We start from the raw sequence: 12,752 nt of genomic DNA, 5'->3' as shown, positions 1-12,752 counted from the left end.
TCGCGGCGGCGGTCGCGTCGAGCCGAGGAGATCCGCATGGTGTCGTCGCCTCCGGCCACGCCGAGCCGGCGCGCGTTCCTGGCGGGCTGCGGGGCGCTGGGCGCCGTCCTCGCCGAGGGCTCGGCGGCCCACGCGCACGCCGGGGCCACGGAGGGTGCCACCACGGCGGACGGCGGTGCGGCGGTGCGGCGGATGCGCGGTGTGTGGATCGCCTCGGTGGACCACCGCGACTGGCCGGCGGCCCCCGGGCTGCTGCCGGAGCGGCTCAGGGAGACGTTCACCGAGCACCTGGACGCGGCGCGGGCGGCGGGCGTCAACGCCGTGTTCGTGCAGATCCGGCCCACCGCGGACGCCTTCTGGCCGTCCCCCTTCGAGCCGTGGTCGCAGTGGCTGACCGGCGTGCAGGGCCGGGACCCGGGCTTCGACCCGCTGGCGTTCATGGTGGCGGCCGCGCACGCCCGCGGCCTCGCCTTCCACGGCTGGTTCAACCCGTACCGCATCGCCACGCACGCCGACCCGGGCGCGCTCGTGCCCGGGCACCCGGCGCGGCGGCACCCGGACTGGGCGGTCGCGTACGGCGGCCGGCTCTACTACGACCCGGGGGTGCCGGCCGCACGGGCGTTCGTGCAGCAGGCCGTGCTCGACGCGGTGGCCCGCTACGACCTCGACGGCGTGCACCTGGACGACTACTTCTACCCGTACCCGGTGGCCGGCGAGGATTTCCCGGACGACGCGTCGTTCGCCGCGTACGGCGGCGCGTACGCCCGCACGGCGGGCGGCCGGGGCGACTGGCGGCGTCGCAACGTCGACCTGATGATCCGCGGACTCCGCGACCTCGTACGGGCGGCCAGGCCGGAGGCCGCGTTCGGCGTGAGCCCGTTCGGGGTGTGGCGCAACGCGTCGTCCGACCCGGCGGGCTCGGCGACCGAGGCGTTCCAGTCGTACGACGGCGTGTACGCCGACACCCGCGGCTGGGTACGGGACGGCCTGCTCGACTACGTCGCCCCGCAGCTCTACTGGCACCTCGGGCATCCGCAGGCCGACTACGGCGTGCTGGCCCGCTGGTGGGCCGCGCAGACCGCGGGCGGCGACACCCAGCTGTGGATCGGGCAGGCCGGTTACAAGGCGGGCGCCGCCGGGCAGCCCGCGGCCTGGCAGGACCCGGCCGAGCTGTCACGGCACCTGGCGCTGGCCGACGGCCTCCCGGGGATCGGCGGCGACATCCTCTTCGGCGCCCGCGACCTGCGGGCCGACCGGATCGGTTCGGTCTCGCGACTGACCGCCGACCACTGGCGGCGGCCCGCGCTCGCCCCGCTGCTCCCCCGGCTCGCGGGCGGCCCGGCGCCGGCCGGACCGGTGCTGCGGCCGGACGGCGACGGGCTACGGGTCACCGCCGGCGCCGGGGCGGGCCGCCCGGCGCCGTTCACGTACGCGCTCCGGCGCAGCGACGACGCCGACGCGGCTGGCGACGCGACCGGCGACGCGACCGGCGGTGTGCTGACGGCCGTCCTCCCGGCGGGCGGGGACGGCCTGCACCGGGTTCCGGCCGCCGGGGCCTGGTGGACCGCCTCCGCGCTCGACCGCGCGGGACGCGAGAGCCCGCGGAGTCCCGCCGTCCGGTGGTGACCCGACCGGCCCGCCCCGATCCCACCGGCGCCGGGGCCGCGTCGCGGGAGGGGCCGCCGGGACAGGCACAGGGACGGGCGCCAGGACGGGCGCAGGGACGGGCCGCGGGCGCGACCGGCCCGGCCGGGATCCGCCGGGATCGCCCGCGGCCGTCCTACCGTGGGAGCTGTGACCACGCCGACGCCTCCGCCCAGCGGCCCCGGCCGGGCCCTCCCCCGGCGGGCCGTGCTGCTCGGGCTCGGCGGGGCGCTGCTGGGCGCGTGCACCGGAGCACCGCCGTCCGGGTCGTCCGGGCCGTCCACGGCGTCCGGCCCGGCCCCGGCCTCGGCCTCGGCCTCCGGATCGGGCCGGTCCTCCGGCTCCGCGGCACCGTCCGGGGCCGCGCTGCCGGCGACCACGGTGTGGCGGCCGGGACCGGGCGAGGTGCGGCCCGAGATCAAACTGCGGGCGGTCGAACTCGTCGAGGCGATCGGCGCGTGGCCGCCCGGGCAGCAGGGCGTCGGGGCCGCGCGCGCCCGGGTGTCCGCCCTCGGCCTCGACCCCGCGCTCGCCGAGCAGGCGGCGGCCGCCCTGCTCGGCCCCGGCACGCAGGCGGCGCTCCAGGTCGTCAACGCGCAGTACGGCGGCCTGCTGCTCGACTCCGCGAGCGTGATGGTCGTCTGCCGGCAGTGGACGGCCGCGCCGGGCGGCGGCACCACCGCGGGCGGCACCACCGTCGACGTGCGGCTGCGGCAGGCCTCGCCGCGCTGGAACGTGACCTCGCTGCACCCGGCCGAGCCGGGGCCGCCGGCCGCAGCCCTGTCCGCGGCGGCGCAGCGGGTGCTGGCGGAGCCGCGGATCCAGCTGCCGCCCGCCGCCGCGGCCGACGTCCGGGCGGGCGTCGTGCACGACAGCGTGCTGGAGTCGATGCTGACGCTCGCGCGCTCGCACACCTTCGCGGTGACGGTGCTGAGCTCGGGCCATCCGCTGGACGTCTTCGGCACCACCCGGCCGAGCGACCACCCGCCGGGCCGGGCGGTCGACGTCTGGCAGATCGACGGCCGGGCGGTGGTGGATCCGGAGACGCCGCACGCGCTGGTCGACGGCTTCATGCGGGAGGCCGCGGCCGCCGGCTCGTACAACGTCGGCGGCCCCCGCCGACTCTCCGGCGGGCGGACACCGAACCAGTTCTTCTCCGACGAGACCCACCACGACCACGTGCACCTCGGATTCAGGACCTGACGATCCGTCAGGCGAGCCCGTAGACCCGTCGGGCCGTCCCGGCGAACACCGCCTGCTGCTCCGCCGGGCTCAGCTCCGCGGTCAGTGCCCGTGCGGCGGCCAGCACCTCGCCGTACGTGGCGGCGAGGGTGCAGACCGGCCAGTCGGAGCCGTAGAGGAGACGGCCGGGGCCGAACGCGTCGAGGGCGGTGTCGGCGTACGGCCGGAGGTCGGCGACGGTCCAGTGCCGCAGGTCGGCCTCGGTGACGAGACCGGAGAGCTTCGCGACCGTGTTGGGCAGGGCGGCGAAGGTGCGCAGCCGGCCGGCCCACGGCTCGAACCCGCCCGCGGCGACCGGGGGTTTGCCGAGGTGGTCGAGGACGAACGTCAGGCCGGGCAGCCTCGCCGCCGCGGCGGCCGCCGCGGCGAGCTGGTGCGGGCGCACGACGAGGTCGTGGGCGAGGCCCGCGGCGGCGACGGCGGCCAGGCCGCGCAGCACGTCCGGCCGGAGCAGCCACTCCGGGTCGGGCTCGGACTGCACCTGGTGGCGGATTCCCACCAGCCTTCGGCCGCCGGGGAGTTCGCGGAGTGCGGCGAGGGTGTCGGCCACGCCGGGCGCGGTGAGGTCCGTCCATCCGACCACCCCGGCCACCAGCGGGTCGCCGTCCGCCGCGGCGAGCAGCTCGGGGGTCTCGGCGGCCACGGTGACGGTCTGCACGACGACGGTCGCCACGACACCGGCCGCGCGAGCTGCCGGGCGGAGGTCTTCCAGGGTGAAGTCTCGTCGCAGCGGCCGGAGTTCCGGGCCGGTGATCCACTCCTGGTCGCGCACGGCGAGCTGCCACAGGTGGTGGTGCGCGTCGACGACCGGCGGCTGCGGGGTCACGTCCATCCGGTCGGACTCCCTTCGGGGGTGGGCGCGTCGGCCTCCAGCAGGCCGGCGGCCCGGAGGCCGGCCCACAGGGCGGTCGGCAGCGGTCGGCCGAACTGCTCGGCGGCGTCGTGCACCTGGGCCGCGTCGCGCAGGCCGAGCAGGACGGCGGCCACCGCCGGGTGCCCGAGCGGGAAGCGTGCCGCGGCGGCCCGCAGCGGCACGCCGTACCGCGCGCAGACCTCCTCCAGTCGCAGGGCGCGTTCCAGGAGGGCGTCCGGGGCGGGCGCGTAGTCGTAGCCGGCGCCGGGCCGGGGGTCGGCCAGCAGGCCGGAGTTGAAGACGCCGCCGACCACGACGGAGGTGCCGCGGCGTTCGGCCTCGGGCAGCAGGTCGGCGAGGGCGGAGCGGTCGAGCAGCGTGTGGCGGCCGGCCAGCAGCACGACGTCGATGTCGGTGTCGCGGACGAACCGGGCGGGCAGCGCGCTGCGGTTCATGCCGATGCCGATCGCCCGCACGACGCCCTCGGCGCGCAGCCGTTCGAGCGCCGGGTAGGCCTCGGCGAGGGCCTGTCCGGCGTGGTCGTCGGGGTCGTGCAGGTAGACGGTGTCGACCCGGTCGAGGCCGAGCCGGGTGAGGCTCTGCTCCAGGCTGCGGTGTACGCCGTCGGCGCTGAAGTCCCAGGTGCGGTGGTGGGTGGCGGGTACGGCGAAGCCGTGCGCGAGGTCGTCGCCGGCCGGTGCGGGCAGCGGCACGAGCAGCCGGCCGACCTTCGTGGAGACGGTGTACTCCTCGCGCGGGCGGTCGGCGAGGGCCGCGCCGAGGCGGCGTTCGGAGAGGCCCAGGCCGTAGTGCGGCGCGGTGTCGAAGGAGCGGATGCCGACCGCCCAGGCCGCGTCGACGGCCCCGGCGGCGTCCCGGTCGGTGACGGGCGTGAAGAGGTTGCCGAGGGGGGCGGCGCCGAAGGAGAGCCGGGTGACCCAGGCGTCACTCCGGCCGAGCGGCACGCGGCGCACGGATGTCACGGCGTCACGTCCCGGCGGGGCGCAGCCGCAGCCCGGCCATGCCGCCGTCGACCGCGAGGGCGGTGCCGGTGACGGAGCCCGCGCCGGGGCCTGCCAGGTAGAGGACGGCTGCGGCGACCTCGTCGGCGGTGACGAGCCGGCCGTGCGGCTGGCGGGCGCCGAGGGCGGCGCGTTCGGCGGCCGGGTCGGGGGCGGCGTCGAGCAGCCGGCCGATCCACGGGGTGTCCGCGGTACCGGGGTTGACGCAGTTGACGCGGATGCCCTCGCGGAGGTGGTCGGCGGCCATGGCCAGCGTGAGGGAGAGCACGGCGCCCTTGCTCGCGGAGTAGAGGGCCCGCTGCGGGAGCCCGGCGGTGGCGGCGATCGAGCACATGTTGACGATCGCCGCGTGCCGGGAGCGGCGCAGGTGCGGCAGGGCGGCGCGGCTGGTGCGGACCGTGCCGAGCAGGTTGACGTCGAGCACGTGGTGCCACTGCGCGTCGTCGTTGTCCGCGACGGTGCCGACGGCGCCGATGCCCGCGTTGTTGACGAGGATGTCGAGGCCGCCGAGCGCCTCGGCCGCCCGGGCGACGGCGGCCCGGACAGAGGTGTCGTCGGCGACGTCCGCGGTGATGCCGGTGAGCGGGGGCTCGGCGCCGGACGGGTCGAGGTCGAGCACGGCGACCTTTGCCCCCTCGGCGGCGAGCAGCCGGGCGGTGGCCAGCCCGATGCCCGACGCTCCGCCGGTGACCACGGCGGTCAGGCCGGTCAGTTGGCTCATGGTGCGGTCTCCTCCGGTACGGCGCAGGGGGTTTCGGCGCAGGGGGTTTCGGCGCGAGGGGTTTCGGCGCGGCGGGGCTCGGTGCCCCGCGCGGCGAGGTCGGCGGCCCAGAAGGTGCCGCCGGGGTAGGTGTAGGCGGCGATGGAGTCGGGGTGCATCTCAGCGGAGAACCCGGGCGCGGTGGGTGCCACGTAGTGGCCGTCCCGGACGACCGCCGGGGCGAGGAAGTGCTCGTGCAGGTGGTCGACGTACTCGACGACGCGGTCCTCGGTGGTGCCGGAGAGCGCGAGGTAGTCGAACATCGAGAGGTGCTGGACGAGTTCGCACAGGCCGACGCCGCCGGCGTGCGGGCAGACCGGCACGCCGAACTTCGCGGCGAGCAGCAGGATCGCCAGGTTCTCGTTGACGCCGCCGACCCGGGCCGCGTCGATCTGCACGATGTCGACGGCGCCTGCCTGCAGCAACTGCTTGAAGACGATGCGGTTCTGGACGTGCTCGCCGGTGGCGACCCGGATCGGGGCGACCGCCCGGCGGACGGCCGCGTGGCCCAGCACGTCGTCGGGGCTGGTCGGCTCCTCGATCCAGTACGGGTCGAACTCGGCGAGGGCGGTGGTCCAGGCGACGGCTTCGGCGACGTCCCAGCGCTGGTTCGCGTCGACGGCGAGGCGGATGCCGGGGCCGACCGCGGCGCGGGCCGCCCGGCAGCGGCGGACGTCGTCGGCGAGGTCGGCACCGACCTTGAGCTTGATCTGGGTGAAGCCGTCGGCGACGGCCTGCCGGGCGAGCCGGGTGAGCTTGGCGTCGCTGTAGCCGAGCCAGCCGGGCGAGGTGGTGTAGGCGGGGTAGCCGCGGCGGCGCAGGTCGGCCTCGCGGTCGGCGCGGCCCGCGCGCCCGGCGCGCAGCAGGCCGAGCGCCTCCTCCGGGGTGATCGCGTCGGTGAGGTAGCGGAAGTCGACCTGGGCGACCAGCCAGGCGGGGTCGGCGTCGGCGAGCAGCTGCCACAGCGGCACGCCGGCCCGTTTCGCGGCGAGGTCCCAGACGGCGTTGACGACGGCGCCGACGGCCATGTGCATCACGCCCTTCTCGGGCCCGAGCCACCGTAGCTGGCTGTCGCCGACGAGGTCGCGGCTGAGGCTCCCGGGGTCGGCGCAGAGCGCGTCGACCGGGCGGCCGAGAACGTACGGGCGCAGGGCGTCGAGGGCGGCGACCTGCACGTCGTTGCCGCGGCCGATGGTGAAGGTGAACCCGTGCCCGGCGGGGCCGCCGGGCTCGTCGGTGCGGAGCACGACGTAGGCGGCCGAGTAGTCGGGGTCGGGGTTCATCGCGTCCGAGCCGTCGAGCTCGCGCGAGGTCGGGAAGCGGATGTCGTAGGTGTCGACGGCGGTGATCAGCGCGCTCACGGCGGCAGCCCCTCAGGCCTGCACGAAGGTCTGGCGCTGGCTGCCGAGACCGTCGATCGCGAGGTCGACGGTGTCGCCGGCCCGCAGGTACGGGTGGTCGGGCAGGCCGAGGGCCACGCCCGCGGGGGTGCCGGTGTTGATGACGTCGCCGGGCTCCAGCACCATGTACTGGCTCAGGTACCAGAGGACGTACCCGACATCGAAGATCATGTTCTCGGTGTTGCCGTCCTGGCGGCGGCGGCCGTTGACGTCGAGGCGCAGGCCGAGGGCCTGCGGGTCGCCGGCCTCGTCGGGGGTGACCAGCCAGGGGCCGAGCGGGTTGAAGGTCTCGCAGGACTTGCCGAGGTCCCACTGGCCGGAGAAGTCCAGCTGGAACTCGCGCTCGGAGACGTCGTTGCTGACGGCGTACCCGGCGACGGCGCCGAGCGCCTCCTGCGGCGAGTCGAGGTAGCGGGTGCGGCGGCCGACGACGACGGCGAGCTCCACCTCCCAGTCGGTCCTGACGGACCGCCGCGGGATCAGCACGTCGTCGTACGGGCCGACGACGGTGGACGGGTCCTTCAGGAAGACGACCGGACGGGGCGGGATCGCGGCACCGGTCTCCTCCGCGTGGTCGCGGTAGTTGAGGCCGATGCAGACGACCTTGCCGGGGCGGGCGACCGGCGGCCCGAGGCGCAGGCCGTCCGCGTCGAGCTCGGGCAGCGCACCGGCCGCGACGGCGGCGCGGGCGGCCTCGACGCCGCCGTCGGCGAGGAACCGCCCGTCGATGTCGTCCGTGACCGGGGAGAGGTCGAGCAGGCGGCCGTCGGCGGCGAGGACCGCCGGGCGCTCACCGCGGGCGGGGCCGACGCGCAGCAGTTTCACGGGGTGGACTCCTGACCGGGAGGCGGCGGCCTCCCCGGCGTACGGGCGCCGGCTGGTGCCCGGCGGTTCGGCTGCACCCTACGCAGCGACCCGGCGGCCGCACCAGGCATTCATCGGAGGTCTGGCCGGATTGTCCGCTGTCGGCCACCGCGGGCGGCACCGCCGTCGGGCAGCCGGTCGGGCAGCACGGCCGGACGGGCGCCGCCGCCCTGCGCCGGTGGCCGTCAGAGCGCGGTGCGCAGCCACTGGGCGACGCCGTCGATGTGCACGGTGGCCCAGGCGCGGGCGGTCTCGGGGTCGCCGGCCGCCAGCGCGTCGAGGATCGCCGTGTGCTCGGCCATGGTGCGCTCGACGGCGCCCCGCTGGGTGATGCCGCGCCAGATCCGGGCCCGGGCGGTCGGGCCCCACAGCGAGTCGATCAGCGAGCAGAGCACCGAGTTGCCCGCCGCCTCGGCGATGCGCCGGTGGAACTCGACGTCGGCGGCGACGAGTTCCTCCACGGTGGGGTGGTCACCGAGCCCCGCCAGCAGCGCCCGCAGCTCCGCGACCTGCGGGGCGCCGATCCGCCGGGCGGCGAGCGCGACGGCGGCCGGCTCCAGGATGGCCCGCACCTGGAACACCTCCAGCACGGTGTCGTCGCGGTGCAGGTCGAGGAGGAAGCTCACCGCCTCCAGCAGCCGGGTGGGCTCCAGGGTGGAGACGTACGTGCCGTCGCCCTGGCGGACGTCCAGCACGTTCAGCAGCGAGAGGGCCTTCACGGCCTCCCGCAGGGAGTTGCGGGAAAGGCCGAGCAGGGCCGCCAGATCGGCCTCCCGGGGAAGGCGGTCGCCGGGCCGGAGCTCCCCGGAGACGATCATCGCCTTGATCCTGCCGATTGCCTCGTCGGTGACGGCCACGCCCTGCCCCTCAGTCATCGGATGTCCGAGGCCATGGAACCACAGCCGTCGGGGTGACCGGGGCAGGGGCGGCCGGGGCAAGTCGGCCGGGTGGCTCCGGCTCAGGGAAGCAGGTCGGCCACGAGCAGCGCGAGGTCGTCCGGCGTGACGACCCGGATGCCCAGCTCCTCCGCCTTGGACCGCTTGGAGCCGGCCTTCTCGCCCGCCACCAGCAGTGTGGTGCGCTTCGACACGGACGAGGAGGCCTTGCCGCCGGCCAGCTCGACGAGTTCGTTGATCCGGTTGCGGCTCAGCTCGGCGAGCCGCCCGGTCATGCTGCCCGTCACCACCACCGCCTCGCCCGCCAGCGGGCCGCGGGCCGGGGCGGCGGCGGTCGGTGCGCCGTCCGTACCGGTGCCCGCGTCCGTACCGGTGCCCGCGTCGGTGGCGGTGCCCGCGTCGGTGGCGGGCCGTGCGGGCGCCGTCACCGTGAGGCCGACACCGTGCGCGGCGAGCTTGTCCAGGACGGGTGCCAGCTCGGCCAGTTCGGCGACGATCACCGCGGCCTTCTCCGGGCCGATGCCGTCGACCCCGGCGAGCGCCGCGGCGTCCGCGGCCCGGACGGCCGCCATGCTGCCGAAGTACGCGGCGATCCGGCGGGACATCGACCGGCCGGTGCCGCGCACGCCGAGCGCGCAGAACACCCGGTTGAGCGGCCGGTCGCGGGCCTCGGCGAGGGCCGCCAGCAGGTTGTCGGCGCTGGTGGTGCCCATCCGGTCGAGGGTGAGCAACTGCTCCCGGGTCAGCGCGAAGAGGTCGGCGACGTCCGTGACCAGCCCCGCCTCGACGAGTTGCACCGCCCGGGTGCCGCCGAGCCCCTCGACGTCGAGCTGGTCGCGCCCGACGGCGTACCGGATCGAGGCGACGGCCTGGCAGCCGCGACCCCGCACGCAGCGCCAGCGCTGCTGCGAGGTGTCGATGGCGTCGCCGCACCGCGGGCACACCGCGGGGAACTCGATCGGCTGCTCGGCCCCCGTGCGCTGGTCCACCAGCGGCGCCTCCACCCGGGGGATGACGTCGCCCGCGCGGTGCACGAAGACCTGGTCGCCGAGGAGGAGTCCGCGCCGGGTGATGTCGGCGGGGTTGTGGAGGGTGGCGTACGTGATGGTGACGCCGTCGACCTCGACCGGCTCCAGCACGGCGCGCGGGGCGATGACGCCGGTACGGCCGACGTTCCACTCCACGCCGAGCAGGCGGGTCACCTTGTGCACCGCGGGCAGCTTGTGCGCGACCGCCCAGCGGGGTGCGCGGGAACCCGCGCCCGCCTGCTCCTGGTCGGCGACGGAGTCCGCCTTGACGACGATGCCGTCGATGCCGAACGGCAGGGACGCCCGCAGGGCGGCGATCCCGGCGATCCGCTCGCGCACGCCCGCGACGCCCGTGCAGCGGACCGGCGCGGCCGCGGTGCTCGCGGCGGTGTTGGCGCCCAACTCGGCGAGCCGGCCGAGCAGCGCGTCGTGCCCGAGGCCGCTCAGGCCCACGGCACCGTACGCGAAGAAGGTGAGCTCGATGCGGTACGGGCGGTCCTTCGCGCGGAGCGTGCCGGCGGCGCCGTTGCGCGGGTTGGCGAACGGCGTGGCGCCGTGCTCCACCCGGACGGCGTTGGCCTGCTCGAACTGACTCTGCGTCAGCAGCACTTCGCCGCGCAGCTCCACGTCGACCGGCTCGGTGAGCCGCGCGGGGAGACCGAGCACGGCGTCCGCGGCGTGGCCGATGTCCTCGCCGGCGAGCCCGTCGCCGCGGGTGATGAGGCGTTCGAGGCGGCCCGCCCGGTAGCGGGCGGCGACGGCCAGGCCGTCGAGCTTGGGCTCGACGCACCAGCCGTCGACCGGCCGGCCGAGCCGCCGCTCCAGACCGGCGGCCCATGCCTCCAGCTCCTCGGCGGAGAAGACGTTGTCGAGACTGAGCATCGGCACCGAGTGCGGCACGTCGCCCACGGCGGCGCCGCCCGCGACCTTGCCGGTCGGCGACTGCGGCAACACCTCACCGGGGTGGGCGAGTTCGTACGCCTCGATGCCGCGCAGCAGCGCGTCGTACTCGTCGTCGCCCAGCGGCGTGGAGCCGTCGGCGTAGTAGGCCGCGGACGCCGAGACGGCGGTGGCGACGGCATCGGCGTAGGCGGCGGGGGTGGCCGGGGCGGCTGCGTCCTTCATGTCGAACATCATCCCGACCGGCACTGACATCGCAGGGCACCGGACCGCACCGCACCTCACCCCCCCGGCCGGCGCCCGCTCGTGCGGCCGGTACCGGCCGGGGGGACAGCGCCGGGTGCCGGCCGGGGCGGTGGCGTCACCCGACGGGGGTGCCGAACCACGCGGCGAGCGCCCGCCGCAGGCCGTCCGCGGCCTCGGCGGTGCGGGCGTCCGCGGCCCAGGCGACGTACCCGTCGGGCCGGACGAGCACCGCGGCGGCGGGCGCGGCGCCTGCGGCCGGGGCACCGGCGGGCGCGGCGACGGCATCGGCGCGTACGTGGTCCACCCGGTCGGCCCAGGCGCCTGCCACGGCGGCGAGGTCGGCCTCGCCGCCGCCGTCCCCGGGGGCCAGGTCGAGGAGCAGCGGGCGGGCGGAGCGGGCGAGTTCGGCGATCCGGGTGGGCCGGCCGGCGAGGTCGAGGATGAGGTCGGGCATCCAGCGGCCGGTGAGCGGGTGGGTGCCGGTGCCCGTGCCGCCGTCGGCCCGGTAGACGGTGTCGGCCTCGGACATCAGGTCGGAGATGTGCCGCACGGTGCTCTGGTCCTGCAGGAGTTCGCCCATGAGCGTGCGCAGGGCGGTGACGTCGGGGCCGGGCGAGAGCAGGGCCATCTGGGCGCGGCTGTGCATGATGACGCGTTCGGCGACGGGGCGGCGCTCCTGCTCGTAGGTGTCGAGCAGGCCGGGCGGCGCCCAGCCTGCGGTGACGGCGGCGAGCTTCCAGCCGAGGTTCAGGGCGTCCTGCAGGCCGAGGTTGAGCCCGGGGCCGCCGACACCGGACTGCACGTGCGCGGCGTCGCCGACGAGCAGCACGCGGCCGTCCCGGTAGCGTTCGGCGACGCGGGAGTTGACGCCGGTGACGGCCCGCACGTGGGCGGGCGCGGTGTCGGCGGGCAGCGCGCTCATCGGCACGTCCCTACCGAGCACCCGCTCGACGGCGTCCCGGAGTTCGGCGATCGGGAGGTCCGTACGGCTCTCCGCCGGGGGCCGGCCCCATTCGAGGACGGAGACGCGGTACACCCCCGGCCGGAACATCCCGTACGCGAAGACGCCCCGCTCGGTGCGGGTGAAGGACGCCGGGTGCAGCCGTCCGACGTCGCCGCCGATGTCGAGGTCCCCGCCGCCGGGCACCGCGACGGGTGGGTGGATGGCGACCTCTCCGCTGATCGAGACGAAGCCGTGGTCGGTGGTGCCGGGGAAGCCGATGCCGCCGAGCTTGCGGACGAGGCTGTGTCCGCCGTCCGCACCGACGAGGTGCCGGGCGGTGAGCCGGTACGGGCCGTCGGGCGCGTCGACCTCGGCGGTGACCGCCTCCGGATCCTGCCGGAGGTCGGTGAGCCGGTGGCCGCGGCGGATCTCGACACCGAGGTCCAGGGCCCGCGCGGTGAGGAGTTCGACCATCCGCGCCTGAGGCAGGGGCAGGGTGTGGAGGGCGTTGCCGGCCCAGCCCGCCATGTCGAGGATCAGTCCGGCGAAGGGGAAGTACGGTGCGGGCGCGGGGGGTTCGGCACTGCCGCTGAAGAGCCCGTACAGTCCGCGCCGGTCGAGCGCCTCGACGACCCGGCCGACCAGCCCGTTGGCGCGGGGCTCGGTGGACGGCTCGGGGCCGGCCTCCAGGACGACCGGGTGCGGCACGCCGCCGAGGGCGAGTTCGCAGGCCGTCAGCAGGCCGTTGGGCCCGCCTCCGACGATGACGACGTCATGGGTCATGGCTGTGCTCCTACGGGTTCCGGAAGGGATGAGGGCATGCCGGGGACGGCCCGGGCGCGGCGAGCGCGGCGCCCGGGCCGAGGCGGCGTGGGACCGGGAAGGGTCGGGGCGAGGGCCGGGTCGAGGTGTACGCGCGCGGACGGCTACCGCGGGTACGGGCCGCTACGGCGG

The 12,752-nt window shown here is 76.6% G+C and carries 10 protein-coding genes; 2 read left to right on the top strand and 8 right to left on the bottom strand.

Annotated elements, in window-relative coordinates:
• Window positions 1-36: 36 nt before the first annotated feature.
• Together OG335_RS31325 and OG335_RS31320 are read left to right on the top strand one after the other, a co-directional pair.
• Window positions 37-1,626: a glycoside hydrolase family 10 protein gene (locus tag OG335_RS31325; protein WP_405014494.1), complete on the top strand. Its 1,590-nt coding sequence runs from the start codon at window positions 37-39 to the stop codon at window positions 1,624-1,626.
• 168 nt (window positions 1,627-1,794) lie between these two features.
• Entirely contained in the window at window positions 1,795-2,847 is a 1,053-nt protein-coding gene (locus tag OG335_RS31320) for a hypothetical protein (protein ID WP_405014493.1), read from the top strand.
• A gap of 7 nt (window positions 2,848-2,854) precedes the next feature.
• On the opposite strand, the gene OG335_RS31315 is transcribed toward OG335_RS31320, so the two are convergent.
• The 8 genes from OG335_RS31315 to OG335_RS31280 all read right to left on the bottom strand — a co-directional run bounded on the left by OG335_RS31315 (window position 2,855) and on the right by OG335_RS31280 (window position 12,581).
• A complete protein-coding gene (locus OG335_RS31315) occupies window positions 2,855-3,718 on the bottom strand; it encodes an amidohydrolase family protein (RefSeq protein ID WP_405014492.1) in 864 nt (287 codons plus the stop codon).
• On the bottom strand, window positions 3,709-4,713 hold the full coding sequence (locus OG335_RS31310) for an aldo/keto reductase (RefSeq protein ID WP_405015593.1): 1,005 nt from the start codon (window positions 4,711-4,713) through the stop codon (window positions 3,709-3,711). Before OG335_RS31310 ends, OG335_RS31315 begins: the two co-directional genes overlap by 10 nt.
• Window positions 4,714-4,726: 13 nt before the next feature.
• Window positions 4,727-5,482: an SDR family NAD(P)-dependent oxidoreductase gene (locus tag OG335_RS31305; protein ID WP_405014491.1), complete on the bottom strand. Its 756-nt coding sequence runs from the start codon at window positions 5,480-5,482 to the stop codon at window positions 4,727-4,729.
• Window positions 5,479-6,882 carry an enolase C-terminal domain-like protein gene (locus tag OG335_RS31300; protein ID WP_405014490.1) on the bottom strand — a complete coding sequence of 468 codons (1,404 nt, stop codon included), beginning with the start codon at window positions 6,880-6,882 and terminating at the stop codon, window positions 5,479-5,481. Before OG335_RS31300 ends, OG335_RS31305 begins: the two co-directional genes overlap by 4 nt.
• Before the next feature lie 12 nt (window positions 6,883-6,894).
• Window positions 6,895-7,746 (bottom strand): fumarylacetoacetate hydrolase family protein, encoded by an 852-nt coding sequence (locus OG335_RS31295; protein WP_405014489.1) that lies wholly within the window; start codon window positions 7,744-7,746, stop codon window positions 6,895-6,897.
• 224 nt (window positions 7,747-7,970) lie between these two features.
• Window positions 7,971-8,642 carry a FadR/GntR family transcriptional regulator gene (locus OG335_RS31290; RefSeq protein WP_405015592.1) on the bottom strand — a complete coding sequence of 224 codons (672 nt, stop codon included), beginning with the start codon at window positions 8,640-8,642 and terminating at the stop codon, window positions 7,971-7,973.
• 101 nt (window positions 8,643-8,743) lie between these two features.
• Entirely contained in the window at window positions 8,744-10,843 is a 2,100-nt protein-coding gene (gene ligA / locus OG335_RS31285; protein WP_405015591.1) for an NAD-dependent DNA ligase LigA, read from the bottom strand.
• Window positions 10,844-10,970: 127 nt separating this feature from the next.
• Window positions 10,971-12,581: an FAD-dependent monooxygenase gene (locus OG335_RS31280; RefSeq protein ID WP_405014488.1), complete on the bottom strand. Its 1,611-nt coding sequence runs from the start codon at window positions 12,579-12,581 to the stop codon at window positions 10,971-10,973.
• Between the last annotated feature and the right edge of the window lie 171 nt (window positions 12,582-12,752).

The organism is Kitasatospora sp. NBC_01539 (assembly GCF_045040525.1).
Taxonomy (GTDB): domain Bacteria; phylum Actinomycetota; class Actinomycetes; order Streptomycetales; family Streptomycetaceae; genus Kitasatospora.
The sequence above is the reverse complement of the archived record's forward strand: the minus strand, read 5'-3'. Positions and strand labels throughout refer to the sequence as shown.

Excerpts from the sequence above, each read along its gene's own strand:
- OG335_RS31325 (WP_405014494.1), top strand. The coding sequence starts at position 37 with ATGGTGTCGTCGCCTCCGGCCACGCCGAGCCGGCGCGCGTTCCTGGCG.
- OG335_RS31315 (WP_405014492.1), bottom strand. The coding sequence starts at position 3,718 with ATGGACGTGACCCCGCAGCCGCCGGTCGTCGACGCGCACCACCACCTG.
- OG335_RS31305 (WP_405014491.1), bottom strand. The coding sequence starts at position 5,482 with ATGAGCCAACTGACCGGCCTGACCGCCGTGGTCACCGGCGGAGCGTCG.
- ligA (WP_405015591.1), bottom strand. The coding sequence starts at position 10,843 with ATGTTCGACATGAAGGACGCAGCCGCCCCGGCCACCCCCGCCGCCTAC.
- OG335_RS31280 (WP_405014488.1), bottom strand. The coding sequence starts at position 12,581 with ATGACCCATGACGTCGTCATCGTCGGAGGCGGGCCCAACGGCCTGCTG.